Origin of the sequence: Streptomyces sp. NPDC051018 (assembly GCF_044456085.1) — a bacterium.
GTDB lineage: Bacteria > Actinomycetota > Actinomycetes > Streptomycetales > Streptomycetaceae > Streptomyces.
Genome location: NZ_JBITFN010000001.1, coordinates 294,677 through 318,615, shown reverse-complemented (window position 1 = coordinate 318,615; position 23,939 = coordinate 294,677). Strand labels below are relative to the sequence as shown.

General features: G+C 72.7%; 20 protein-coding genes and 1 other RNA gene. 11 read left to right on the top strand and 10 right to left on the bottom strand.

Annotation, left to right across the window (positions count from 1 at the left end; all coding sequences use genetic code 11):
- Positions 1-385: 385 nt before the first annotated feature.
- Entirely contained in the window at positions 386-853 is a 468-nt protein-coding gene (locus tag ACIBCM_RS01265; RefSeq protein WP_399238826.1) for a MarR family winged helix-turn-helix transcriptional regulator, read from the bottom strand.
- 59 nt (positions 854-912) lie between these two features.
- Between ACIBCM_RS01265 and ACIBCM_RS01260 the strand changes: the two genes are divergently transcribed.
- Entirely contained in the window at positions 913-1,290 is a 378-nt protein-coding gene (locus ACIBCM_RS01260) for a cupin domain-containing protein (protein ID WP_399238824.1), read from the top strand.
- A gap of 499 nt (positions 1,291-1,789) precedes the next feature.
- Here ACIBCM_RS01260 and ACIBCM_RS01255 read toward each other — a convergent pair whose 3' ends face one another.
- A complete protein-coding gene (locus ACIBCM_RS01255; RefSeq protein ID WP_399239795.1) occupies positions 1,790-2,353 on the bottom strand; it encodes a MarR family winged helix-turn-helix transcriptional regulator in 564 nt (187 codons plus the stop codon).
- 84 nt (positions 2,354-2,437) lie between these two features.
- Between ACIBCM_RS01255 and ACIBCM_RS01250 the strand changes: the two genes are divergently transcribed.
- Positions 2,438-3,169 carry an SDR family NAD(P)-dependent oxidoreductase gene (locus tag ACIBCM_RS01250; RefSeq protein WP_399238822.1) on the top strand — a complete coding sequence of 244 codons (732 nt, stop codon included), beginning with the start codon at positions 2,438-2,440 and terminating at the stop codon, positions 3,167-3,169.
- Positions 3,170-3,649: 480 nt separating this feature from the next.
- Here the strand turns inward: ACIBCM_RS01250 and ACIBCM_RS01245 are convergent, their stop codons facing one another.
- The gene (locus ACIBCM_RS01245) at positions 3,650-7,441 is read right to left on the bottom strand and encodes a helix-turn-helix domain-containing protein (RefSeq protein WP_399238820.1); all 3,792 of its coding nucleotides are present in this window, start codon (positions 7,439-7,441) and stop codon (positions 3,650-3,652) included.
- A 653-nt stretch (positions 7,442-8,094) separates the two neighbouring features.
- Here ACIBCM_RS01245 and ACIBCM_RS01240 point away from each other — a divergent pair.
- From ACIBCM_RS01240 to ACIBCM_RS01230, 3 genes are all read left to right on the top strand, one after another.
- Positions 8,095-9,120 (top strand): helix-turn-helix domain-containing protein, encoded by a 1,026-nt coding sequence (locus ACIBCM_RS01240; RefSeq protein WP_399239793.1) that lies wholly within the window; start codon positions 8,095-8,097, stop codon positions 9,118-9,120.
- 506 nt (positions 9,121-9,626) lie between these two features.
- A complete protein-coding gene (locus ACIBCM_RS01235) occupies positions 9,627-10,232 on the top strand; it encodes an ABC transporter ATP-binding protein (RefSeq protein WP_399239791.1) in 606 nt (201 codons plus the stop codon).
- Entirely contained in the window at positions 10,232-11,041 is an 810-nt protein-coding gene (locus ACIBCM_RS01230; RefSeq protein ID WP_399238818.1) for an ABC transporter permease, read from the top strand. Before ACIBCM_RS01235 ends, ACIBCM_RS01230 begins: the two co-directional genes overlap by 1 nt.
- A 182-nt stretch (positions 11,042-11,223) precedes the next feature.
- Here ACIBCM_RS01230 and ACIBCM_RS01225 read toward each other — a convergent pair whose 3' ends face one another.
- A complete protein-coding gene (locus ACIBCM_RS01225; RefSeq protein ID WP_399238816.1) occupies positions 11,224-12,093 on the bottom strand; it encodes a carbon-nitrogen hydrolase family protein in 870 nt (289 codons plus the stop codon).
- Between the two features lie 108 nt (positions 12,094-12,201).
- On the opposite strand from ACIBCM_RS01225, the gene ACIBCM_RS01220 reads away from it, so the two are divergent.
- Complete coding sequence (locus ACIBCM_RS01220; protein WP_399238814.1) at positions 12,202-13,038, top strand: FadR/GntR family transcriptional regulator; 837 nt, start codon at positions 12,202-12,204, stop codon at positions 13,036-13,038.
- Between the two features lie 194 nt (positions 13,039-13,232).
- On the opposite strand, the gene ACIBCM_RS01215 is transcribed toward ACIBCM_RS01220, so the two are convergent.
- Positions 13,233-14,306 (bottom strand): LacI family DNA-binding transcriptional regulator, encoded by a 1,074-nt coding sequence (locus ACIBCM_RS01215; RefSeq protein ID WP_399238812.1) that lies wholly within the window; start codon positions 14,304-14,306, stop codon positions 13,233-13,235.
- Positions 14,307-14,859: 553 nt separating this feature from the next.
- Between ACIBCM_RS01215 and ACIBCM_RS01210 the strand changes: the two genes are divergently transcribed.
- From ACIBCM_RS01210 to ACIBCM_RS01200, 3 genes are all read left to right on the top strand, one after another.
- Positions 14,860-15,123 carry a hypothetical protein gene (locus ACIBCM_RS01210; RefSeq protein ID WP_399238810.1) on the top strand — a complete coding sequence of 88 codons (264 nt, stop codon included), beginning with the start codon at positions 14,860-14,862 and terminating at the stop codon, positions 15,121-15,123.
- Between the two features lie 2 nt (positions 15,124-15,125).
- A complete protein-coding gene (locus ACIBCM_RS01205) occupies positions 15,126-16,667 on the top strand; it encodes a sodium:solute symporter (protein WP_399239789.1) in 1,542 nt (513 codons plus the stop codon).
- Positions 16,668-16,782: 115 nt separating this feature from the next.
- The gene (locus ACIBCM_RS01200) at positions 16,783-17,907 is read left to right on the top strand and encodes a class II histone deacetylase (protein ID WP_399238808.1); all 1,125 of its coding nucleotides are present in this window, start codon (positions 16,783-16,785) and stop codon (positions 17,905-17,907) included.
- Positions 17,908-18,235: 328 nt separating this feature from the next.
- On the opposite strand, the gene ACIBCM_RS01195 is transcribed toward ACIBCM_RS01200, so the two are convergent.
- The 4 genes from ACIBCM_RS01195 to rnpB form a co-directional block, all read right to left on the bottom strand.
- Positions 18,236-18,427, bottom strand: coding sequence for a DUF397 domain-containing protein (locus ACIBCM_RS01195; RefSeq protein ID WP_399238806.1), 192 nt, complete (start codon positions 18,425-18,427; stop codon positions 18,236-18,238).
- Between the two features lie 41 nt (positions 18,428-18,468).
- Positions 18,469-18,660 carry a DUF397 domain-containing protein gene (locus ACIBCM_RS01190; protein WP_399238804.1) on the bottom strand — a complete coding sequence of 64 codons (192 nt, stop codon included), beginning with the start codon at positions 18,658-18,660 and terminating at the stop codon, positions 18,469-18,471.
- Positions 18,657-19,544 (bottom strand): Scr1 family TA system antitoxin-like transcriptional regulator, encoded by an 888-nt coding sequence (locus ACIBCM_RS01185; protein ID WP_399238802.1) that lies wholly within the window; start codon positions 19,542-19,544, stop codon positions 18,657-18,659. Before ACIBCM_RS01185 ends, ACIBCM_RS01190 begins: the two co-directional genes overlap by 4 nt.
- Positions 19,545-20,149: 605 nt before the next feature.
- Positions 20,150-20,555: RNase P RNA component class A (gene rnpB, locus ACIBCM_RS01180), an RNA gene on the bottom strand.
- A gap of 155 nt (positions 20,556-20,710) precedes the next feature.
- Between rnpB and ACIBCM_RS01175 the strand changes: the two genes are divergently transcribed.
- A complete protein-coding gene (locus ACIBCM_RS01175; protein ID WP_399238800.1) occupies positions 20,711-21,478 on the top strand; it encodes a MerR family transcriptional regulator in 768 nt (255 codons plus the stop codon).
- On the top strand, positions 21,475-22,164 hold the full coding sequence (locus tag ACIBCM_RS01170) for a hypothetical protein (protein WP_399238798.1): 690 nt from the start codon (positions 21,475-21,477) through the stop codon (positions 22,162-22,164). Before ACIBCM_RS01175 ends, ACIBCM_RS01170 begins: the two co-directional genes overlap by 4 nt.
- A 223-nt stretch (positions 22,165-22,387) precedes the next feature.
- Here the strand turns inward: ACIBCM_RS01170 and ACIBCM_RS01165 are convergent, their stop codons facing one another.
- Positions 22,388-23,914 (bottom strand): RNB domain-containing ribonuclease, encoded by a 1,527-nt coding sequence (locus ACIBCM_RS01165; RefSeq protein ID WP_399238796.1) that lies wholly within the window; start codon positions 23,912-23,914, stop codon positions 22,388-22,390.
- Positions 23,915-23,939: the final 25 nt, after the last annotated feature.

The window sequence follows — 23,939 nt, the reverse complement described above, 5'->3', positions numbered from 1 at the left end:
GACTGAAGCTTTCCTCTCGCGGAAGACCACCTCGCGCCGACCGGTTTCGGCCCCGGTACGCGCGGTGACCACGCGGAGTCGGTTCATCGCGGGTACGCCGTCCGGCCGAAGGCCGGGGCCGTGCCGTGCGGTGCGTACGGCACGGAAGTGCCGGGGTGTGCGGCACGGAAGTGTCGGGGTGTCAGGAGGCGGTCCAGTGCTGTGGCCGGAAAGGTTTGCCGTGGGCCCGCGGCGTCCGGTGCGGTGCAGCGCAAGGCGGAGGTCCGCAGCCCGTACTCGCCGTACTCGCGCGGTCCGGCAACGCGGCTGGGGGTACCTCCGGGCCGCCAGGCCCAGGGGGAGCCGTGCAGGGCGTCGCGGGCCGGTGAACCCTCCGGTCCCAGCACTAGGTGCCGAACCAGCCCGGCATATCCAGCAGGAACGGTTCCGCTGGAGTCACCCTGCGCAGATCGTCCTCCATCTGACGGAGGCGGTCCTCGCCGAGGGTCCCGGCCCAGTCGGCCCGGAGGCGGTCGAAGATACGAGCGGACAGCGCAAGACACTCCACACCACGGCCGGTGAGACGTACGATCTTGCGCCTGGCGTCATGTGGATCGGTACCGCGTTCCACGTACCCGAGGCGTTCCAGGGTGTCGATCGTCTTGCCCGCCGCCTGCTTGGAGACCCCGAGCCTGCGGCCGAGATCGGCCGCGGTGGTGCCGTCCGGGCCGATCGCCTGGAAGACATAGCCGTGCATCGGCCGGACGTCGGGGTGCCCCTGACGGGCGAGTTCCCCGTGGAGCTCGTCGATGAGAACGCGGAAGGCGAGGAGCAGCCGGAGCGGCAGTTCGAAAGCACGGGATTCACTTGACACGATTGACAACCACGTTCACCATTTCGACAACCATATTGTCGAGTTTAGGGGATCTCCCGATGCCTGTCATCCGCCATGCCCAGAGCCGCCGGACCGAAACCCCCAATGCCGTCGTGACCACGCTGGCCTCGCCGACCCTGGGCGGCGCCGGACAGGCCCTGTGGCGCGTCGACATGCGCCCGGGTGCCGAGGGCCCGCTCCACACCATCGACGCCGAGCAGGTGTGGACGGTCCTGGACGGCGGGGCGACCGTCGAACTCGCCGGCGAGCGGCTCACCGTACGGCCCGGCGACACGATCGTCATGCCCGCCACGGTGCTCCGCCGAGTACACGCCGACCCGGACGCGGGTTTCGCCGCGATCGTCAGCGCGCCGCCAGGGGCACACGCCGCTGCGCCCGACGGCACGGGCAGGACGGTGCCGCCTTGGACGGTTTAGCCGCCGGACGATCCGCCGGACCGCCGGGCGCCCCAGGGCCCGGAGAGCGGCCCGCGAATCCGGGCCGGAGCACCGGCTCGGCGGCGCGGGGGCCGGGGCGGCGCCATACGCACCGGGCCGGGGTGCCGATCCGCCGCGCACCGACGGGCGACCGCACACCGGGACCCTCCGGAACCGTACCGGCGCCCCTTACGCCCACTCCGCGCCGACGGCCCGGACGGCCGGGCCCGGACCCGTACCGGCGTCGTATGCGCCCCACTCCGCACCGACGTCCCGGGCGGGCCGGGCCCGGCCCCGTACCGGCGTCGCTTACGTGCGCCCCAGGCCCGCGGCACGGCCTCCGCCGGCAGAAGGCCGACCGACCGGCCTGCGGGCGCCGGACCTCACGCGCCCCGCGCCGACGCCGGACGTACGCACACATGCCCGTACGTCACACCACACTCATACGTCACACCACACTCGCACACCCCCGAGGCCCCAAACGCCTCACCCCCGCACCTCACTCATGCCCGACATGGGTGACGCGGTCGTCCCCGAGGCGCCGCTGAACGTCCTCCAGCAGGAGACGGAGCAGCTCCGTGAGAGTGGCCTGCTGCTCGGGCGTAAGACCTTCGATCATGCCGGCCTCCCGGTGGAGCACCCGGTCCACCGTCGCCTCGACGAGATCGTGCCCCGCCCGCGTCAGCGTGACCTGAACCGTCCGCGGGCGCCCCTCGCCGGGACGGCGGGTGACCAGACCCTCGCGTTCGGCGCGGGCGACGCGCTGTGAGACCGCGCCCGCCGTCACCAGGGACCGGCGCCCCAGCTCACGGGTGCTCAGGGTGTACGGCTCGCCGCTGCGGCGCAGCACACTGAGGAGATCGAGGGTGGCGGAGTCCACCCCCGCCCGCGCCAGGACCCTGCGCCGGTCGTCGCCGAAGAGCTTGGCCAGCTGCCAGATCGGCGTGACGATCCCGATCGAGCCGACCGGGGTACCGGGGCGCTCGCGCCCCCACGCGGCGGCGATGTCCCGGGCGGGCGAGTCCGCCGCCGGGCCGCCCTCGGCGCCACCGCCGGGCGCCATCAGGGGATCTTCTGTCACCACACCTCCTCCAGGTGGTACGTTTAGATCTAAATTTAGACCTCAATGGAAGTCGGAGCTCAGCATATGGCACTCAGTACTGCACGCACCATCCTGATCACCGGGGGCGGTACGGGCATCGGCCGGGCCGTCGCCAGGCACTTCGCCGGGTACGGCGAGGCCGTGATCGTGACCGGCCGCCGGACAGGCCCGCTCGACGAGGTGGCGGCGGAGACCGGGGCCCGCGCCCTGGTCTGCGACCACACCGACCCCGCGGCGCTCACCGCGCTGCTGTCCGCGCTGCCGGAGCGGATCGACGTGCTCGTGAACAACGCGGGCGGAAACACCGACTTCGACGCCGACGGCGCCACGGACCTCGCCTCCTACGCCCGGGACTTCCACGCCAATCTGGACGCCAACCTGGTCAGCGCGGCGCTGACCACCAGGGCGCTGGACGACAGGCTCGCCGCCGGGGGCTCGGTCGTGCACATCGGATCGATCGCCGCCGACCAGGGAGCCGGTTCCTACGGCGCCTCCAAGGCGGGACTCGCCACCTGGAACCTCGATCTGGCCCGCCTGCTGGGATCCCGCGACATCACCGCCAATGTCGTCGCGCCCGGCTATATCGCCGACACCGAGTTCTTCCGGGACCGTCTCCCGGGCGAGCGCCGGGAGCAGCTCGTGGCCGCCACCGCGACGGGGCGGGCGGGCTCGCCCTCGGATATCGCGGGTGCGGTCGCCTTCCTCGCCTCCCCCGCCGCCCGGCACATCACCGGGCAGGTGCTCCATGTCAACGGAGGTGCGCACACGACCCGCTGAAACCGGCCCGCCCGGCCCGCGTGATTCTCCCCCGACCGGTTCTCCCCCGACCGGTGCCGGAGCCCCGGGGGCCGCTCCTCCGGCGCCGCCCGGTCCGTCCGTCCCGGGCCCGTTCCCCGACCGTACGGGCCCGGGACGGACCCCCACGACCCGGACGGACCCCACCACGGGCCGCCCCCTCCCCCACGCGCCCGCGGGGCCCGGGCCCCGGGCCCCGGCGGGAGCCTCGGCCCGGTGGGGCGAGGTCCGGCAGGGCCAGATCCGGCGGCGAGGAGGCCGGGCGCCCGCCCCAGGCACGGGCCCGTCCCCCGCCCGGAGAACCCGCCCCACACCCGAAAGCACCCGAAAGGTCCGTCCCCCACCCGGAGAACCCGCCCCACACCCGAAAGCACCCGAAAGGCGCGCCCCGCGCCCGGAAGGCCCGTCCCGCGGGCAGCCCGTCCCCGGCTCACGGCCCCCGCTCACCGGGCGCGGCGGACGTCAGCCGGTGGTGCAGGTGCGGTGGTACGAGGCGTCCGGCAGGAACCGGCGCCACTCGTCCGCGCTCAGATCACGCCCCAGCGCCCCGCACAATTGCCGCCTCGTCAGCTCCGGATCGGTGTTCCACAGCCGTACGGTCTGGTCGTCCCCCGCGGACGCGAGCGTCCTGCCGTCGGGGCTGAACGCCACCGAACGCACCTGCCCCACATGCCCGGTAAGGGTGGCCAGGGGCGTACGCCGGACGGCGTCCCACAGCGCCACCGACGAGTCCGCCGTCGCGGCGGCCAGGGTACGGCCGTCCGGGCTGAAAGCCACCGCGTAGGCCGGTCCGGTGCGCAGCGCGGCCAGTTGGCCCCAGCCGTCCACGTCCCACAGCCGTACGGTCTGGTCCAGCCCGGCGGTGGCCAGGGTGCGCCCGTCGGGCGAGAAGGCCACGGACATCACCTCCCCGGTGTGACCGGTCAGCGTGGCGAGCAGCACCCTCCGGCGGGCGTCCCACACGGTCGCGGTGCCGTCGTGGTTGGCGGCGGCGATCAGTCTGCTGTCGGGGCTGAAGGCGATCGCGTACACACCGGTGCCCTTCTGGCTGGTGCCGGTGGTGAACCCGCCCGTGCGGGTGTGGCGCACCGGGTCCCACAGGATGACCTGCTTGTCGACGCTGCTGGTCGCCAGGGTGCGCCCGTCGGGGCTGAAGGCGACATCGGTGAGATGCCGTTCGTGGCCGACGAGCCTCACCGGCCGCCCGGGCCGGCCGGCGGACCACAGCAGCAGCGGGTGGTCGACGGGCCGGGGCAGCCGGCCGCCCTTGACCGGGGTCTCCTGCGCCACCCCGGTCGCCGCGGCCAGGGTGCGGCCGTCCGGGCTGAACGCCACCGCGCGCACCGCCCCGGTACTCCCCGACAGCATCGCCCGCAGACGGCGCCGGGAGACGTCCCACAGCCCGCCCGACTTGTCGCGGCCGGCGCTGGCGAGGGTGGTCCCGTCCGGGCTGAAGGCGACATCGTTCACCCGGCCCGTATGACCGTTCAGCGGCACCTGCGCGGTGTCCCACAGGGTGATCCGCCCGCTCTCCCCGGCGACGGCGAGCAGCGGGGCGCTCCGGTGGAAGGCGATGCTGTACACGGCGGTGTCGTGCCCGGTGAGGGTGGCCCGGCGGGTGCGGTGCACCGGGTCCCAGAGCACCACGGTCTGGTCGTGGCCGCTGGAGGCCAGTGTGTGTCCGTCCGGGCTGAAGGCGATCGTCCGTACCTCGTCGCTGTGTCCGGTGAGGGTGGCGGTCCCCGTACGCCGCCGCACGTCCCACAGCCGTACGGTACGGTCCTCGCTGCCGCTGGCGATCATGCGCCCGTCCGGGCTGAAGGCGACCGCGTCGACGGAGTCCGAGTGCCCCGTGAACACGGCGAGCTGACGGCCCGTCGCGACGCTCCACAGCCGTACGGTACGGTCCACCCCGGACGTGGCCAGCAGCTTCCCGTCCGGGCTGAACGCCAGCGACCACACCATGCCGGTGTGCCCGGTCAGGACGAGTCGCGGGCCCCCGGGGGCCAGGCGGCGGCCCGTGACGGCCGGGGTGGCCCAGATCCTCACCTTCCGGTCGTTGCCGGCCGACGCCACGAGAGAGCCGTCCGGGCTGAAGCCCAGCGTTCTGATCTGCCCGTCATGGCCCCTGAGCGTCGCGCCCCTGGTACGGGTGGCGGCATTCCACAGCACCAGCGCCCCGTCGTCGCCGCCCGTGGCGAAGAGCCGTCCGTCCGGGCTGACGGCCACCGCGCGCAGCCAGGTGGAGTGCCCGGTCATCCGGGCCAGCGGGGTCCGTCCGCCGGCGCCCCACAGCATCAGCTCCTGGTCCCGGCTGACGCTCGCGAGTACCCCGCCCGGCCCGAACGCCACCTCCGACACCGCGTCCCGGTGCCCGGGCAGCTCCGTACGGTACGCCCGGCGCGCGGACATGCTCAGCAGCGCGCCGCGCGCCTCCGGGGTCCGGGCGGCCCGGTACGCCTCCAGGCTCACCAGCATCGCCGTACCGGGCCGGGCGTCGGCCAGCCCGAGGGACTGCGAGGCCAGCTGGCGCGACAGGGCGACCTGCTGGGCCCGCAGGGCCCGCTGCCGCTGCTGGAGCGCGACCACGCTCACCCCCGTGACCAGGAGCAGCAGCATGGCCAGCCCCGCCGACAGCCAGCGCAGTTGGCGGTTGCGGCGGGCCGCCGCGGCCCGCTCCGCGTCCTCCAGCGCCGTACTGGCGTCCAGGAAGTCCCGTTCGACGGCGTTGAGTTCACCGAGCCGCCCGTTGCGTCCCGCCCACTCCCGGGCCACCGCCAGCCGGGTCCCCCGGTAGAGCACCCCGGCGTCCCGGCCCAGCTCCCCCCAGGCTCCGGCCGCCTCGGTCAGCCGGCGGTGGATGCCCAGCCCCTCGCGGTCCTCGCCGATCCAGCCCCGTAACCGGGGCCAGGCGGAGATCAGGGCTTCGTGGGCGACGTCGACCATGTCGCCGTCCAGGGTGATCAGCCGGGCCCGGGCGAGGTGTTCCAGCACGATCGCGATGTCCCGGGGGTCCTGGGCCTCCAGCTCCGCGCGGGTCGCCGAGCGCCGGGTGTCGGGCGTGCCCTGGCCGGGGCTGATCAGCCGGAGCAGGATACGGCGGGCGTGACGGGCCTGGGCGGGGGTGAGTTCGCTGTAGGCGTGCTCGGCGGTGTCGGCGATGGCACCGTGCAGACCGCCGATGGCCTCGTAGGCGTTCAGTGTGAGGGTACGGCCCCGGCGGCGGCGCCAGGTCTCCAGCAGGGCGTGGGACATCAGCGGCAGCGCGCCCGGCTGACCGTCGGTCTCCTCGACGATACGGGCGGTCAGCTCCCGTTCGACGATGAGCCGCCGGGCCCGTACGGGACCGGTGATGGCCTGGCGGAGTTCGGCGGAGGTCATGGGGCCGATGAGCAGATGCGCCTCGCGCAGGGTTTCGACGAGGGCCGGATAGCCGGTGCAGTGGCCGTAGAAGTCGGCCCGTACGGCGGCGACGATCCGCAGGGTGCTGCCGGGCTCGCAGGCGGTCAGGAGCAGTTCGATGAACCGGGCGCGTTCGGCCGGGTCCTGGCACAGGGTGAAGATCTCCTCGAACTGGTCGACGATGACCACGGTGTCCCCCGCCCCGCCCTCAGCGGACCCCGCCGCCGCCCCTGAATCCGGCGCGCCCGCGCAGTCGGGCAGCGGGCTGAGGGCCTGGGCGTGGGTGGTGGCGGGCCGGGGCCCGGGAGTGAGCACCCTGACCGCCGCACAGGCCGGTCCGCCGTCGTCCGGGTCCGGCCGGCGCAGGCGCGGGATGAGTCCGGCGCGCAGCAGGGACGACTTGCCGCTGCCGGAGGCTCCGGTGAGCATCACGAACCGCCGGGCGGACAGTAACCGGACCAGATCGCCGACGAGATGGTCACGGCCGAAGAACAGCTCCCGGTCCCCGGGCTCGAAGCGGGCCAGGCCCCGGTAGGGGGCGTCCGACCCCTCCTCGTCGGGGACGACCCGGACGGCTTCCTCCTCCACCGCGCGGGCCGCCTCGCGCCACCGCTCCTCCCATGCCCCGGGATCGCCCCCGCACGCGTTCACATACGCCAGGGCGGCGGCCAGTGAGGGCAACTGCTCGCCTGCCGCGGCCTGGGACAGCGTGCTGACGGAGTAGTGCGCGCGCCGGGCCATCTCCCGGTAGGTGATCCCTCCCGCCGCCGCCCGCAGCTCCCGCAGTCCGTGGGCGAAGCGCTGTACGGGCCCCGCCTCCGGGTCGACCGGCGTCTCAGGACGACCTGCCACTGTCCCACCCCCTGATGGGCCCACGACCTGCGCGAGCCGATGAAACGATCAGCTGGTCGATCATTCGACACCTGTTCGCCGAGCCGCGCCAGACATTGTTCGGACAGCTCGGACGCGGCTTCCCGAACAATGCGGCGGAGGCTGGAATCGGTGGTGGGCACCGGACGTCGGTCACCACACCGACCGTCCTCCGCCCGGGGAGCCGGCCCGCACCCCTCGGGTCCGGGGCGTGCGTCCTCCCCGCCCGTACGGTCGCGGACACGCCGTACGGGTACTCACCGCCCCCGCCCGCCGTCCCTGCCGCCGCCACGCCGCCGCCCACACAGTTTCCGATTCCGAGACCGACCGGACCGGCGCCACGAGGAAGCCGGCGCCACGAGGAGGTGCGCGCCGTGCCCGCGAGGGCGGGTGTGAGGGCGGGCGTCACGAAGAAGTGACGGGGTGTCCGGAACCCGGGCCCGAGGGCGGGCGCGGACGATCGTGCCCGGACCGAGAGCCGGGCCCGGGGCACCAGGCGGCTTCCCGGCGATGTGCCCGGGAAGGCGCAGGCCCCGGCAAAGGCGCCGTCCCCGGGCAGCCCGCCCCGGCCGTCAGAGAGCGCCCTCTCCCTTGTTCCGTCGACCGATGCCGCTTAGGGGTGTCAGCTCTTGCTCGTGACCGAGTTCCGTACGGATGCACTGGACGCCCCGGAACGGCGCGTCGACCAGTTCGAGAAGGCCGCCGGCCAGTGGCATGTACCCAATCGATTCCGCAGTGAGGAGAGCGACTTCGAAGCCAGGATGCGGGTACTGAGCCTGGGCGATCTCCAGGTCTCCACCCTGACCTATCCCAGCCTGGACGTCGCCCGGACCCCCCGGCTGATTCGCCAGGCCGATCCGGAGGTCTTCCATATCCTCTATATGGTGAAGGGCCGCGCGGACATCTCCGCCGCGAGGTCCGACAAGCGGGTGGAGACCGGCGGACTGGTGCTGGTGGACAGCTCCAGCCCGTACACGGCCCACTGCACCGACGCCGACGGCACTGGAAGCCTCACGTCGATCGTGGCGCAGATACCGCGGTCCATGCTTCCGCTCTCCCCCCAGGCCATCCGGCGCGCCCTCACCGTCGCCCTTCCCCTGGACCACGGCATGGGGGGTGTTCTCTCCCGGTGGCTGACGGACCTCACCGACCGCGCCCATGAGTTCACCCCCGCCGACGTCCCCACCCTGGCCGACATCACCTCGGGTCTGCTGGGCTCGGTGCTCGGCCGGTATCTGGACGCCGAGGACACCGTGCCCGCGGAGGCCCGGCGGCGCGCCCTGCGAACGGAGATCCGCGACTTCATCCGCCGGAACCTCGGCGACCCCTCGCTGAACCCGTCCGCCGTCGCCGCGGCGCACGAAGTCTCCCTGCGCCACTTGCACCAGCTGTTCGCGGCCGATGAAACCACCCCGGCCGCCTGGATCCGCCGCCAGCGGCTGGACCGCTGCCGGCGCGATCTCGCCAACCCCCATCTGGTCGCGCGTCCCATCCACTCCGTCGCCGCCCGCTGGGGTTTCACCGACCCCGGGCACTTCAGCCGTCTGTTCCGCGCGGCGTACGACGTCACGCCCCGCGACTACCGCTACCGCTCCCTGGTCCGCGTACGGGAACAGTCCGTCGCGATGCGCCTGGGCGCGAAGGGCCGGGCCGTCGACTAGCCGCTCCCGTTGGACCACTTCCGGCCGTCCGGGCGCCCCGGAGCACGGGGGCGGGGCGGCCGGAGAGCAGGGAGGCGGGGCTGCCGGAGAGCACGGGGGCGGGGGCCGGGGAGCACAAGAACGGGGGGACGGGGAGCGCGGAGGCGCCGGCCGCTCGAAGGCGTACGAGCACGCCGCGCCGGAGCCGTACGAGCGGGTGCGGCGGGCTCGTACGAGAGGGTGCGGCGGGCCCCTACGGGCGGGTGCCACGGGCCCGTGCAGGCGGGTGCCGCGGGCCCGTCTCCCTCAGCCGACCGGGTAGCGGAGGTGTGATTCACCCTGCTGCCCAGGGCGCGGTCCCCCGAGAACCGGGCGCCCGGCACCTAGCGTCAGCGCCTGACCGGCGCCTTCGCGGCGGCCCGGCGGCGCCTCGGCGTCGGGTCCCGACGCGTCGTGGCCACGGCAGATGGCGCGGTGCCGCTCGAAGGAGCACGGCGACGGGAAGGAGCGCGACGGAGGTGCGATCCCTGGAAGTGCGGTCCCTGCACCACTCCTACGGACGGCGCAAGGTGCTGCGCGGCATCGATCTGACGCTCGAACCGGGCACCCTGGCCGGAATCGTGGGCGAGAACGGCTCGGGCAAGTCCACCCTGCTGAGGATCCTCTGCGGTGAGCTGCGCCCCGGCAGCGGAACCGTCACCCACGGCGGCCGGCTGGGGTACTGCCCGCAGGACACCGTGCTGAACGACGCGTTCACGATCCGGCAGCACTTCCGGTTCTTCCAGGATGCCTACGGCCTGGAGGATCCGCGCCGCGCGGAGGAGATCATGGAGATCCTGCGGTTCGGCGAGTTCGCGGACGACCGTCCCCGTACCCTCAGCGGCGGCACCCGGCAGAAGCTCAACCTCACCCTGGCACTGATACACGATCCCCGGGTGCTGCTGCTCGACGAGCCGTACCAGGGCTTCGACTGGGAGACCTATCTGCGGTTCTGGGACCTCGCCGCCCGTCTGCGCGACGCGGGCCGTTCGGTGCTCATCGTCTCCCATCTGGCCTATGACACCGGGCGCCTGGACCGGCTGTGGCGGCTGGCGGACGGCGTACTCCACCCGGTCGTGAGAGCCACGGACTGATGCGTACGGTCGTGCTGTTCGCCACCGCCGCGCGGTTCGCCCTGCTGGAGCACGCCCGGAACCGGCTCGCGCTGGTGCTGGCGGGCGCGTTCGTGCCCCTGTGGCTCTCGCTGGCGTATGTGACCGTGCCCGGCAATCCGGCGCACTTCACCCTCCGGTCCGTGGGCGAGGTCAGGACGGACCACGGCAACGAGGTCATCCAGATGATCGCGGCCCTCAACGCCGTCACGCTCATCACCGGCTTCATGATGTTCGCCGCCACCTTCAGCAGCGGCCGCTTCGACCGCAGGCTGGCCATGGCGGGCTACCCCCGTACCCACCTGGCCGCGGCGAAGCTGGCCGCGCTCACCCTCATCGCCGCCGCGGTGGCCGCCTACGCGACGGTGATCCTCTGTCTGTACTGGTCGCCCCGTCAGCCGGTCCCGCTCGCCTTCGCCTTCTTCGGCGCGGCCATGACGTACGGCGTTCTCGGCGTCACCTTCGGGTCGGTGCTGCGCCGGGAGGTCGAGGGGATGGTCGCCGTCGCGATGATCAGCGGCATCGACATCGGGCTCCAGAATCCCCTCTACAGCTCCGGGGCGGAGAGCGATCTCGTGCAGTACATGCCGGCGTTCGGCGCGGTCCAGTCGGCCGGTGCGGCCGCGTTCTCCACGTCCTGGAACCCCCTCTACACGGCGATCCAGTGGCTGTGGTTCGCCGGGGCGGCGCTCCTGGCGCTGCTGACCTTCCACCGCCGCACCCGCAGCGCCCTGCCCCGCTCCGGGCGTTCGGATCCCGGCGGGGAGCCCGTACCGGCGAGCGTTCCCTGACCGGCCGCTCCGGCCCGCTCCCCGACCGGCCCGCAGGGAGCCGCACGCCGGCGGGTGCCGGGTGTTCCACGGTTCCGGACCGGACGCGGGGGGTGCCCGGACCGGGGCAGGACCGTCCCAGGGCTGGACGGGCCGAGGGATGGACCGTCCCGGAGGTGGGCCGTCCCGCGGAGGTGGAGCGGTCAGGAACGAGCCGCTGGCCGCCAGCGGCGAGGGTCGATCCGGCCTTCGTACAGCGGCAGTTCGAGGGGTGCGTCGGTGTCGTGGAACTGCTCCCACACCCGGCTGACCCCCGCGGTGCCGAAGGTACGGACCCGGGTGACGTCGTCCAGGTCGAGGACATCGGTCAGTACGGCCGGGCCCTCACCGGCTTCGGTACGGACGCGTCCCTCCGGGTCGACGACCAGGCTGCGGCCGGCGCCGACGGGCCCGGCGGTGTTCACGCTCACCACATGGACCTGGTTGACGATGGCGTTCGCGCGGGCGATGACCAGTTCCTGCGCCCGGTCGGCCGTGGTGGTCATGACGGGGTTGACGATCACTTCGGCCCCCATCCAGGCCAAGTGACGGGCGACCTCGGGGAACCAGGCGTCGTAGCAGATCGCGAAGCCGATCCGGCCGGTCCCGGGGATGTCGAAAACCACGAAGCGGTCGCCGGGATCGTAGGGCTCGTGAGGGCGCCACGGAAAAACCTTGCGGTACGCCGCCACGAGGCGGCCCTCGGGGGAGAACGCGAGCGCGGTGTTGAACAGCTCGCCGGACTCCCCGCGTTCGCAGACGCTGCCGGGCAGCAGCCAGACGCCGAGGTCCGCAGCGATCTCGCCCAGCTCCCGGACGCTCCGATCGTCAAGCGGCCGGGCCGCGTCCTGGAGCTGCCGCGCGGAGTCCCCGTCCGGGTCGACACCGTGGAGATGCAGTTCGGGGAAGACGATCAGCCGGGTCTCCGGGAACCGCCGCAGGACCCGGGTTGCTTCCTCCGCGAAGCCGGACACCGGAGCGGTGATCCGGTGGGGAGGCGCCTGAACCAGCGCGATGGGCAGAGGGCGGGTCATATGCATCACCTGTTCCGGACGGATGGAGAAAAATTAGAGCAGAATGAGCAGTTAAACAAGACTGCTCAGTATGAGCTGTTTTCCGGGGCGCGCCGCTACAGTGAGCGCATGTCCGGCTCCACCGACCGGCGGGTCCCTGCCCCGGTCCCGTCCCCGGCCCCCGCCTCGCCCACCGATGCGACTGCCACTACCACTGCCAGTCCCGCCGCCGCTGCCGCTGCCGCTACGGGGAGGTCGGCTCTCAGCGCTCCCGCCCTCCAGGGGATCCGGCGGCTCTCGGCGCTCGATTCCGTACGGGCCCGGATCGCCCTCGCCACCGACCTCGGCCTGCTCGCCCCCGGCGAGAGGCTGCCGTCCAGTGACGAGATCTCAGCAGCTCTGGACGTCAGCGAGATCACCGTACGCCGGGCGCTCGTCTCGCTCTGCCACGACGGTGTGCTCGAACGCAGGAGGGGCCGCAACGGCGGCACCCTGGTCGCCGACCCGCCCCGCAAGGGAGTGGTCACCGCGGTCGACGCCTACCGCTCGGACGCGACCGCGGTGCGCGATCTGATCGACCGGCGGCTCGTCCTCGAATGCGGTATCGCGCACCTCGCGACGGCCCGTGCGACCGAGGCGGACCTCGCGCCGCTGGACGAGCTGACCGAGGAGATGGACCGGGCCACGAGCTGGGCCGCGTTCCACCGGTGCGACGAGCGATTCCATCTGGCCCTGGCCACGGCGACCGGGCTGCGCTCGGCCGTGGTGTCCTACGACGATGTGATGCGCGACCTCCACCGCTACTACCTGCCCTACCCCTTGGACGCCCTGCGCGCCTCCAACCGCGAGCACCGCGAGCTGCTCGCGGCGCTGCGCCGCCGGGACGCGGCCGCCGCGGCCCGTATCGCCGAGCGCCATGTCCGGACGCTGCACGACTCGATGTTCGTCGGCCTGGGCGAGAGCTGACCACGACCCGGCCGCTCACCGTCCGCTCACCGGGAGCCCGTCCGCTCACCGGGAGCCCGCCGGCCGACCGGCCCGGCAGGGACCGCCGCCCCGGGGACGCCGGCCCGGGGACGGCCGTCGAAGCCACGGACCGGCCCGGACCGCCCCGGACCGCCCCCGGGCCGGGCGTGACCGCTCCGTACGAGGGTCCGCGGTCAGTTCGACGAGGGGGCGTCCGGTTCCGCCGCCCGGTCGTTCCCCCCTCCGTCGTCCGCGCGTCCGCCGACCGCGTTCCGGCCGCGCGTGGAGGCGCGGACCAGCAGCTGGACGGGGTGGGTACGGACCAGCGGGGCCTGCTCGGTGCCCGACAGGATCCCGACGAGAAGGTCGACCGCGGCCACACCGTAGTGCTCGGCGTTCAGCTCGATCGCCGTGACGGGCGGGTCGTAGAGCAGCAGCGCCGGGTTGTCCACGCAGGCCGCCAGAAGCATGTCCTCACCCACCCGCCGCCCCATGGCCTGCATGGTGGTCATGGCGCACATGGCGATGCCGTCGGGGGCGCACACCAGGGCGTCGATCCCGGGTTCGTCGGTCAGCAGCTCCCGTACGACCTGCTGGACGGCGGCGGACGAGGCGTCGGTGGCCACACCGCGGACCAGAGGAGGGGTGCCGTTGCGCCCGCACCACTCCTCGTACGCCTCCCGTGTCGTCGTGGCCCATTCGGAGCGGAACGCGGCGTTCGGCGCGATGAGCGCGGGCCGGGTGGCGCCCGACGCCCGCATATGGCCGAGGAGTTCGCGCATCCCGCCCGCGTAGTCACCGCGCACCACCCCCGCGGCGTCGGGCACCCGCTCGGGGATGCCGCCCACCGTGACGACGGGGATCCTGGCCGTGAGGAGGTTGGCCGTCACCGGATCGTCCGGCAGCGGGTCGATGACGATCAGACCGTCGGCCCGGAGCCGGGGTGCCCTGTCGGACCGGGGGGTCAGCAGGGTCACATCGATGCCGTACTCCTGCGCCTGCCGGACCGCGGCGAACGCGAACTCCATGTAGAAGGTCATCCCCATGACCTGACGGGGAATGTGGAGCCCCACCGACCCGACCTTGCTGCCGCGCAGGAACCGGGCGGCGCTGTTGGGGACGTAACCGAGTTCGGCCGCGACGGCCTCGATCCGGGCGCGGGTGGCGCGTGAGACCCGGCCGCTTCCGGAAAGGGCGTCCGAGGCGGTGGTCTTGGACACCCCGGCGTGCCGGGCGACGTCGATGATGGTTACGGGGGATCGGCTCACACCGACGAGTCTAGGGAGTCCGGCGCGACGGCCACCGGGCCGACCGGGAAAGCCCCCGGCGACGGGCGGCCGGGAAGCTCCCGGCGGCAGCCGGCCGTAAAGCCTCCGGCGACGGGCGGCCGAGGCCCGGTGGTGCGCGACCCGCGGGGGCGCGGCGGCGGCCGGGGTGGGCGACGGGCGCGGCGGAGGCCGCGGCCAGGCGGGGCGACGGACCTGGCAGCACAGGCCCCTCCCCCGGCCCGGGTCCCGTCGGGGATCCCGTACGCGGCCCGCGTACGGCCTGCTTCCGCCGCCCGGCCCGGGAGCCCACGGGGAGGAAGGGCCGCCCCCTTCGGGCCGCCCGGCTCCCCCACGGCGAACGGGCCGCCCGCCCGATGTCCGGCCATGGACATTTCTTGGCACAGACCCCTTGCCGGAACCTTCCGGCAAACTTATCTTGGTCCGTGCCGGAACCTTCCGGCACCCGATTCCGCGCACCGGAGTGCTCCGCTCCGGTTCATGCGGCCTCTCCGTGCCCTCCTTCGAGAGGTGCGAGAACGAAGGACTCCCCGCCATGAACACACTTGCCCCGCGCCATGGGCGGACCGCGCCACCCGGCGGCCCGCGCCCCCGGCGCACCAGAGCACTGTTCGGCTGTCTCCTGGTCCTCGACGCCGTCGTGACCTGCTTTCCGCCGGTCTACTGGGCCGCCGGGAACGGTGACAGCCGCGCCGCGGCGCTCGCCTATGTCATCGGCGGCGGCATCTTCGTCGTCCTGAGCGTCCTCGTGATGTACGCCGTCGACCGCGCCGGTGCCCGCGAGGAGGTGCGGCCGTGAACATGCTCGTCGGATACGGCCTCGTCGCGGTCTTCCTCACCGTGGTCATCGTTGTGCTGGAACGTTCCCGCAGGGTCGGTGGAGGGTTCACCGAGTACGCGGTGGCCGGGCGCTCCTTCGGCCCCTGGTACCAGACGATGTCGTTCATGAACACCTGGATGCCGGGCGCGGTGTTCGTGTCGTTCGCGGGCCTGGCCGCCGAGACCGGGGTACTCGGCTTCTACTGGGTGCTGTACAGCCTGCTGATCATCGTCCTGATGTTCTTCATGGCCACCCGGGTCCACGACTGGGGCCGTGCGGGGAACCTCCAGACCCAGGCCGACCTGCTCGGCATGCGCTACGGCTCCCGTCCCGTACGGGTCGTCTCCGCCGTCATCGGAGCCGTATCGGCCTTCCCCTGGATCGTCATGGGGATGCAGTCCCTCGGGCTCGTCTTCTCCTATCTCTCCTTCGGCCGGATCTCCGCCACCGCCGCCATCCTGGTCAGCATCGGCGTACTGGCCGCCCGCCAGGTCTGGACCGTGCGGATGGGGATGCGCGGCATCGTGATCAGCGACATGGTGCAGAGCATCGTGGCGTACGTCATCGGGCTCCTGCTGATCCTGGGCCTGCTCGTCTGGCTGGTGTCCAGCGGGCACGGCCTCGGCGCGGTGCCGGACGCGCACTTCCTGCTGCCCGGCCCGGGAAGCGACGCGGGACCGCTGTATCTGATGTCGCTCGTGGTCACGGGCGCGCTCGGCGGCTGGTGCTGGCCGGACATGTTCGTCCGCCTCTTCACCGCCAGAAGCGCGGAGACCATCAAGAAGTCGGCCGTCCAGGCGGCGCCCTTCCTCCTGGTGTTCGCGACCTCGCTCACCCTGCTGGGGCTGCTGGGGGCGTCCGTGCCGGGCGTCTCCTCCGCACCGTCGACGGTGTGGTTCGTCGTGGCGGGCGCCGGGGGCACCCTGGTGGTCGCGCTGGCCGGGGTCGTGGTCCTGGCGGCGACGATGGGCAATGTCGACGCCAACCTCCAGGCGACCGGCATCCAGATGACCCACGACATCCTTCCGGCGGCGACCGGCAGGGACCCCGACCCGGCGGAGGAGTCGGAGGACCACAAGGAGAGCCGTACGGCCAAGGTGACCGTGGGCGTCGTGACGATCCTCGCGGCGCTGGTGGCCGCCACCTCCGTCAAGAGCACCACCGGCGTCGCCGACCTGGCGATCCTGTCGTTCCAGGGCGTCGTCCAGCTCGCCCCGACCCTGTTCTTCGGGATCTTCTGGCGCAGGGGCACCGCGCTCGGCGCGCTCGGGGGCATGGTGAGCGGAATCGCCGTGGCGGCGGTGCTCCAGATCCAGTACCCCACATCCGTCCCCTGGCTGGGCGGGATGACCTCCGGGATGGCGGCGCTGATCGTCAACGCGGCCGTCTACGTGGCCGCCGCGGTCCTGCTGCCGCAGGCACCGGCGGAACGGGCCCGCGTCGACGCGCTCTTCGAGAACCTGGACTGCCCCGCGGACCCCGGTGAGGCCCCCGTGACCGCACCCGTCCCCACCGCGAGCTGACCCGGGACGGCCCGCCGCATCCCGTCGCCGGCCCGCCCCACTCCTTCGTACGCCCTTCGGGTCCCGCGCACCGCGCCCGGACCCCCACCTCACGTCACTGCACCAGGAGAACGTCATGTCCACCGGTTATGTATGGCACGAGCAGTACGCATGGCACGACACCGGAACCGGCGCGGGACTTCTGCCCGCGGGCGGATACCTCCAGCCCTTCGCCAACTTCGAGAGCCCGGAGAGCAAGACCCGGTTCGCCGGCCTGGTCGAAGTCTCCGGCATGCTGGACAACCTGACCAGGGTCCCCGCCCGCCCGGCGACCGAGGCCGACGTCCTGCGGGTCCACACCCCCGGCTATCTCGAACGGATCAAGTCCGCCAGCGCGTCCGCCGGAGGCGACGCGGGCGACGGCATGTCTCCGTTCGGCGCGGGCGCGTACGAGATCGCGCTGCTGTCGGCGGGCGGGACCATCGCGGCCACGGAAGCGGTCCTCACCGGCCGTACCGAGAACGCCTACGCCCTGGTACGCCCCCCGGGCCACCACGCCGTCCGGGACACCGGCATGGGCTACTGCATCTTCTCCAACATCTCCATCGCCATCGAATGGGCCCGTGCCGTCCACGGGATACGGCGGGTGGCCGTCGTCGACTACGACGTACACCACGGCAACGGCACCCAGTCCGTCTACGAGGACGACGCCGACGTCCTCACCATCTCCCTCCACCAGGAGGGCCTGTTCCCCCAGGACTCCGGGGAGATGGAGGACCACGGCCCGGCCGGTACGGCGCTCAACATCCCGCTGCCCGCCGGGTGCGGCAACGACGCCTACACCGAAGCGGTCCGCCGGGTCGTCGTCCCCGCCCTCCACCGCTTCGCCCCCGAACTCATCGTGGTCGCCAGCGGCTTCGACGCCAGCGCCGCCGACCCCCTCGGCCGCATGACCGTCACCACCGCCGGCTACCGCTCCATGACCGCCCAACTCGTCCAGGCGGCCCGGGAGATCTGCTCCGGCAGACTGGTCATGTCCCACGAAGGCGGCTACTCCCCCGTCTACACCCCCTTCTGCGGCCTCGCCGTCCTGGAGGCACTGTCGGGTCACGACACCGGCGTCGGCGACCCCTTCGACGCGACCTGGGGCAACTCACCCCAACACCCCCTCACCCCCGCACAGGACGCGGTCCTGAGCGCCGCCGAGGAGATCGCCGGGCGTCTGCGACTCACCCTCCCGACGGGAGCAAACACCAACTGACCACCGGGCCCCACCACACCCGGCCGCACCGGCGACAGACGGTCCGGCTTCCGGCGACGCCCGGGGCCGGACGGCCTGGGTCACGGACGGCCACTCCACTCGGCGGGATGCCAGGCAAACCCTGCCCGGTCACTCCCGCCGCCCGCCGAAAGATCACCCGCTGATAGATCACCCGCTGACGCATCGAACGAGAAGGATCCTTCACAGCGTCAACACGCGTTTGCGATCGGCCCTCGGTTTCGGCCCTACGGACGGGACCGAGGACTCCCGGACGCGGTGAGGGCGTGCCATCCGCATACTCCTGCGGACGGCACGCCCTCCAGTTCGCTCAGCGCTCCGACGCGAACCGCACGAACCGCCCCCAGCCCTCACGGCCAACGGCAAAGGCCGGAAGGGCCACGTCCTTGGAGTCCCGTACATGAACGGCCTGTTCGGCGATCGCGACCTCCACACAACTGTCACCCTGGGTACCGCTGTAGCTGGACTTGAACCAGGCGAGTTCCGACGTACCGCTGCTCATAGCTCTCCTCGGAGTTGCTCCAGCAAGGCCCGGGATTCCTCTCACGCCTCCGACGCGAACCGCACGAACCGCCCCCAGCCTGCACGGCCGACAGCAAAGGCGGGAATGGTCACGTCCTTGGAGTCCCGCACGTGGACGGCCTGTTCGGCGATCGCGACCTCCACGCAGTCGTCGCCCTGGGTACCGCTGTAGCTGGACTTGAACCAGGCGAGTTCCGACGTACCGCTATTCATAGCTCTCCTCGCAGTCGCTCCAGCAGGTCCCGGGATTCTCTGGGGTTCAGGGCCTGCGAGCGCAGTGTGTCATAGCGTCGGCAGAGCAGACTCATCTCTTTCACGTCGGAGATCAGCCGTCCGTTCTGCTGCCCCTCGGAGTAGCCGACTCGACGCCCCTCCGAGGTTTCCAAGATCCGCATGGGCCCGTCCAGGCAACCGTGAAACTCCAGCTCCAGCGGCACCACCTGAAGCGTTACGTTGCGGGGCGCGGTCAGTTCAAGCACATGGTCCAGCATGTTCGACTGGACCTGGGCCCCGCCCAGCCCGCGTCGGAAAACCGACTCCTCCACGATGAAGCCAAACGGCACGGTCGGCCGTTCCCGCAGCATCGCCTGTCGCTCCATCCGGGCGGCGACCTGAGCCTCCGCCTGCTCGTCGGTCAGCAGCGGAATGCTGTTGTCGAACACCGCCCGCGCATACGCCTCCGACTGCAACAACCCCGGCACCAGCCTGCACTCGTACGTGCACAGGCTCACCGCCTCCCGCTCCAGCCGCGCCCACCGCCGGAACCACGCCGCCAGCCCCGCCTCGCCCCGTGTGAGATGACGGGCGGCCCTCCGCAGCGCACCCGTGTTGCCGAGTGCTTCCTCCGCCCGCTCCACGAACACCTCGTCCGGCATCCTGCGGCCCAACTCCACCGACTCCACCGTGTGTTTGGAGTAGCGCACCCGCTCGGCGAGGTCGGCCCGGCTGAGCCCCGCGTGCTCGCGTAACGCCTGAACGAACGCGCCGAACGTGCGCAGACTGTCCGACGGATGGGGCTCCCGCTCCCACTCCCCCGCCGGTACCACCCGTGCGCCGCCGTCCCCGGCCGTCTCCGTCTCGACTCCGACGTTCTCCATCCGCGCCCGCCCTTTCCTCCGTACCGCACCGTCGACGGCTCCGTACACCGCCTGTGCTCGCGGCCCAGCGTGATCGAGGATCAGGCGTACGGTCCACCCTTTGCGTCCGTACGCTGACTCAGCGTACGGAGCGCCGTACTCGTCCCCACCCGTGTCCGGCCGTCACGCTGGCGCCCTGCACCACGCGACACCCCGAGTCGGCTCCCCTGCCGACACCTTCACGCAGTTGCCCTCGTCCACGCGGCGCGGCGCCCGTTCCACCCGGCCGCTGCTTCCGGTTCACACTCGTCCTCGGCCCGGCCCCCGGCCGCCTCCGTATGGAAATCGGCGATGCCTGCGGGAACCTCCACCGGCAGAGGAAGCCTGCGCCGGAACGACGAGGAGCCGCCTACGCGGACGGCGCGGGAACACGACCACCGAGCCGTCCTTGGCGCGGGCGATCTCAAACGCCATGTCTGGGGCGGCGGGCCTCGCCGGCGATCGGACGCCGATGCGCTCGTACAGCGGTCCTCGGTCTCGGCGTCCCCCGAGTTCAGCCGCTGCCGACACCCCGCCGGCCCGGGACACCCGATCGCACCCTTCCACGGCGAAGCCGCGGATGGCGGCAGACGAGTCGGGCTGTACGCCGGGTTCTGTCACCGGTCGACCTCGCGGTCGGCCGGGAGACGGCCATCCATCTAGGACCGGTGTTGCCACCGGTCTCGTGCGGTCTACCCGCGGACTCGGGCGGGCAGCCCTCGAACGTCCGCGCAGGGCCCCGGTGTTACCCGGCGCCCCTCTTGACCTTGCTCCGGGTGGGGTTTACCTAGCTGCCCAGGTCACCCTGGGCACTGGTGGTCTCTTACACCACCGTTTCACCCTTACCGGGGGCCGAGGCCCCCGGCGGTCTGTTTTCTGTGGCACTGTCCCGCGGGTCACCCCGGGTGGGCGTTACCCACCACCCTGCCGTGTGGAGCCCGGACGTTCCTCGGGAGGATCCGGGGATCCTCACGCGGCCGTCCGCCCGGCTCGTCTGCCGTGGTGACCATGCTACCCGCCACCACCGGCCCCGACGTCCCCAGGAGGCGCGGCCCGGCGTGACCGGGCCCGGGACCGCCCGCAGCCGGTACCCGGGGCCCGCCCGTCGTGCTTGACCCTGTCGCGACGTCATGGTTTCCACTGGACCCATGAGGATCGGAGAGGTCGCCGCACTCGCCGGGGTCACCCCGCGTACCGTCCGCCACTACCACCAACTCGGGCTGTTGCCGGAGCCGGAACGGCTGTCCAACGGCTACCGGGACTACGGACTGCGGCACGCCGCCGTACTCGCGCGCATCCGGCGGCTGACCGAGCTGGGGCTCGGACTCGCCGAGGTGCGGGGAGTACTCGCGGACGACGCGGGGCTTGAGCTGGTCGAGGTGCTGGAGGAACTGGACGAGGATCTGGCCCGCCACCAGGCCGCGATCGCCGAGCGGCGCGCCCGGCTCGCCGAGCTGATCGGACAGGCACGCGAGGGCACCCTCCCGGCCGAGGGGCCGGTGTCACCCCAGCTCACCCGGCTGCTCGGGGCGCTCTCCCCCAGCAGCTCCCCCATGGCCGCCAAGGACCGCGGTCATCTGGCGCTGATGGACACGGTGCTGACGCCGGAGGACCGTGAACGGTTCTTCACGGCGCTGCGCCCGATCAGCGACGACGGCGATCAGCTCGCGAAGGTGCAGGGGCTGTACGAGCGCCTGGACGAACTGGCCGACGCCGATCCGGGCGATCCCCGTGTCGGCCCGCTCGCCGATGAACTGGCCGCCTGTATGCCCGATGAGCTGCGGGAGCTGCTCGACGGCCGGGCGATGGACACGGACAACGGCTTCGGTGAGGCGTTCCTCGCCGATTTCGCACCCGCCCAGGCCGCCGTCGTACGCCGGATGGTCAGGGCACTCACCGAGGGGAGAGCACGATGAAACGCCTGGCGACAGGGCTCTGGAACCTGCTCCCGCTGTCCGTGCGGCGGCTCGTCGTCCATGAGATCCGGGCGCTGTACAGCATCTGGCTGTGGGTGTTCCGCCGCAGGCACGGGATCGGGCCGGGCACGCACACGGCCGGGTACACCGCGCCCCAGACCGCCATGATGTGGGCGTGGATCTTCGTCTCACTGGTCGAGACGGTGGCGCTCGCGATGATCATCCCCTGGCCGCTGGTGCACGCGATCACGCTCTACGTCAGCCTGTACGGGCTCGTCCTGATGGTCGGCCTCCAGGCCGCGTGTGTGACCCGGCCCCATGTCGTGGGGGCGGACGGATCGCTGCGGCTGCGCTACGGCGCGCTGTTCGATCTGCGGATCCCCGCGCGGGCCATCGAGCGCGTACGGATCGACCGCCGCTTCCCCGAGGGGAAGCTGGTCCAGCCGCGCGACGACGGGTCGCTGGAGCTGATCGTCGGCGGTCAGACGACGCTGGCCGTGGACCTGGCCGAGCCGCTCGTCTACGTACGCCCCCTGGGGCGGCGCGGGACCGCGCACACGATCCGCTTCCACGCGGACGACCCCGCGGCGCTCCTGGCCGCGCTCACCCGGCGGACGCCCACGGGACCCGGGGAAGGATCCGGCGAGCCTGCCGAGTCGGGGCGGACGGAACCGGAGCCGGCGTAGAGCCGGGGGTCGGGGCGGGGCGCGGTCTTCCAGGGCGGTCGCACGTGCGGGACGAGGCCGGGCGCGGGACGGAGCCGGACCAGTCCGGGGCAGGGTGGGGGCGGCCTGCCCAGTTCGGAGGCCGGCTCGGGACGGTGCCGGATCTGGCTCCGGGCAGCCGGGCGTCGTACGCGGAGGGCGCGAGCGGAGGTACGAGCGCCCTCGTCCGGCGTACGGCCACCGGCTACGCGGGCGTGAACAGCACCTTGTCCCTGCCCGGTGCCGCCCGGGTGAGCCGGACCCGGAGCCGCTCCCCCAGCGGCAGCGCCTCGTCCCCGCGCAGCGTCGCCACTACCGCCGGGTCCCGCAACTGGACGGTGCCGACGGCGGGTTCACCGTCCCGCACATCGACCACGAACCCGTCGAAGACCTCACCGATCCGCGGTTCGAGAAGCGCCGCCTCCACGATGTCGACGCACTCCCGCTCGGCCGTATTGGCGCGCCGGGCGCCGTCCGCCATCTCCCGGGGGAGGTCCTCCAGCGCGGCGAGCACCCACTCCGGCACCCCCTGGCCCGCGCAGATCGAGGCGCACAGCTCGCCGGTGTAGCGGTCCACCAGCCGCCGCAGGGGCGCGGTGCAGTGGGTGTACTCATGGGCGACGGCCGCGTGGATCGCTGGGGTGGGGAGTTCACCGCCGGTGAAGACGCTGTAGCCCGCGCCCCGCAGAAGGGTCGTGCACTCCTGGAGGAAGGCCGCGTGACGGCTGTCGCGCCCGTCGAGGGAGCGGACGACCTCGGCGTACGAGACATGGTGCGGCCAGTCGATGCCCAGCGCCTTCGCGGACAGCCGCAGCCGTGCGACCGCGCCGTCCGGGGCGGTGGGCAGCGTACGGAGGATCCCGGTCCCGGCGGCGGTCATGAGATCGGCTGCCGTCATGCCGGTGAGCAGGGAGATCTGGGCGTTCCAGCCCTCGGCGGGGAGGGGGGCGCGGTAGTCGAGGACGTATGCGCCGTCCCGGAGGGTGATCTCCTGCTCGGGGACGTCGAGCGAGATCCCGCCGCGTTCCCGCTCCCTCTCCTCGCGCAGCAGCCCGATCTCCTTGAGGAGGGCGAGCGGTTCCTCGGCCGTGCCCGCGTCGATGCGGCGCTGGGCGGTGGCGTAGTCCAGCCTGGCCCGGCTGCGGACGAGAGCCCGGCGCAGGTCGGTGGCGACCGTATGGCCCTCGGCGTCGAGGTCGATCCGCCAGAGGAGGGCGGGCACGGTCCGGTCGGGCAGCAGGCTCGCGGCCGCCTCGGAGAGCACGGGCGGATGCAGCGGCGTTCGACCGTCGGGGAAGTAGAGGGTCTGGACCCGGCGATGGGCCTCGGAGTCGAGGGCGCCGCCGGGGTGGACGAACGCGGCGACATCGGCGATCGCGTAGTGCACGCGGTAGCCGCCGCGGCCGGTACCCCGTCCGGTTCCGCCACTTCCCGGGCTTCTCCCGCCTCCTCCGTCACCCCCGCCTCCTCCGCCTCCTTTGCGGCCGTTTCCGCGGCGGGCGAGGTGCATGGCCTGGTCGAGATCGGGTGACCGGGGCGGGTCGAGGGTGAAGAGGGGGAGGTCGGTGGCGTCGGCGTCTGGGAGCCGGGGTTCACGTGCCGCGCGGTCCGCCTCCGCGAGCACGGCCGCGGGGAAGGCGTCCGGAACGCCGAGCGCCCTCCGCAGCTCGCGCAAGGCCGACCGCAGCGGAGCCTCGGCTGCGCCGGTCGTGTGTATCGGACGGCGGGGCATGGACCGAGCGTATTTCGGGCCGCGT

Coding starts and splice junctions, on each gene's coding strand:
- ACIBCM_RS01210 (WP_399238810.1), top strand. CDS start 14,860: ATGAACACACTTGCCCCGCGCCATGGGCGGACCGCGCCACCCGGCGGC.
- ACIBCM_RS01195 (WP_399238806.1), bottom strand. CDS start 18,427: ATGAGCAGCGGTACGTCGGAACTCGCCTGGTTCAAGTCCAGCTACAGC.
- ACIBCM_RS01190 (WP_399238804.1), bottom strand. CDS start 18,660: ATGAATAGCGGTACGTCGGAACTCGCCTGGTTCAAGTCCAGCTACAGC.
- ACIBCM_RS01230 (WP_399238818.1), top strand. CDS start 10,232: ATGCGTACGGTCGTGCTGTTCGCCACCGCCGCGCGGTTCGCCCTGCTG.
- ACIBCM_RS01260 (WP_399238824.1), top strand. CDS start 913: ATGCCTGTCATCCGCCATGCCCAGAGCCGCCGGACCGAAACCCCCAAT.
- ACIBCM_RS01225 (WP_399238816.1), bottom strand. CDS start 12,093: ATGACCCGCCCTCTGCCCATCGCGCTGGTTCAGGCGCCTCCCCACCGG.
- ACIBCM_RS01200 (WP_399238808.1), top strand. CDS start 16,783: ATGTCCACCGGTTATGTATGGCACGAGCAGTACGCATGGCACGACACC.
- ACIBCM_RS01220 (WP_399238814.1), top strand. CDS start 12,202: ATGTCCGGCTCCACCGACCGGCGGGTCCCTGCCCCGGTCCCGTCCCCG.
- ACIBCM_RS01205 (WP_399239789.1), top strand. CDS start 15,126: ATGCTCGTCGGATACGGCCTCGTCGCGGTCTTCCTCACCGTGGTCATC.
- ACIBCM_RS01165 (WP_399238796.1), bottom strand. CDS start 23,914: ATGCCCCGCCGTCCGATACACACGACCGGCGCAGCCGAGGCTCCGCTG.
- ACIBCM_RS01175 (WP_399238800.1), top strand. CDS start 20,711: ATGAGGATCGGAGAGGTCGCCGCACTCGCCGGGGTCACCCCGCGTACC.
- ACIBCM_RS01170 (WP_399238798.1), top strand. CDS start 21,475: ATGAAACGCCTGGCGACAGGGCTCTGGAACCTGCTCCCGCTGTCCGTG.
- ACIBCM_RS01250 (WP_399238822.1), top strand. CDS start 2,438: ATGGCACTCAGTACTGCACGCACCATCCTGATCACCGGGGGCGGTACG.
- ACIBCM_RS01185 (WP_399238802.1), bottom strand. CDS start 19,544: ATGGAGAACGTCGGAGTCGAGACGGAGACGGCCGGGGACGGCGGCGCA.
- ACIBCM_RS01255 (WP_399239795.1), bottom strand. CDS start 2,353: ATGGCGCCCGGCGGTGGCGCCGAGGGCGGCCCGGCGGCGGACTCGCCC.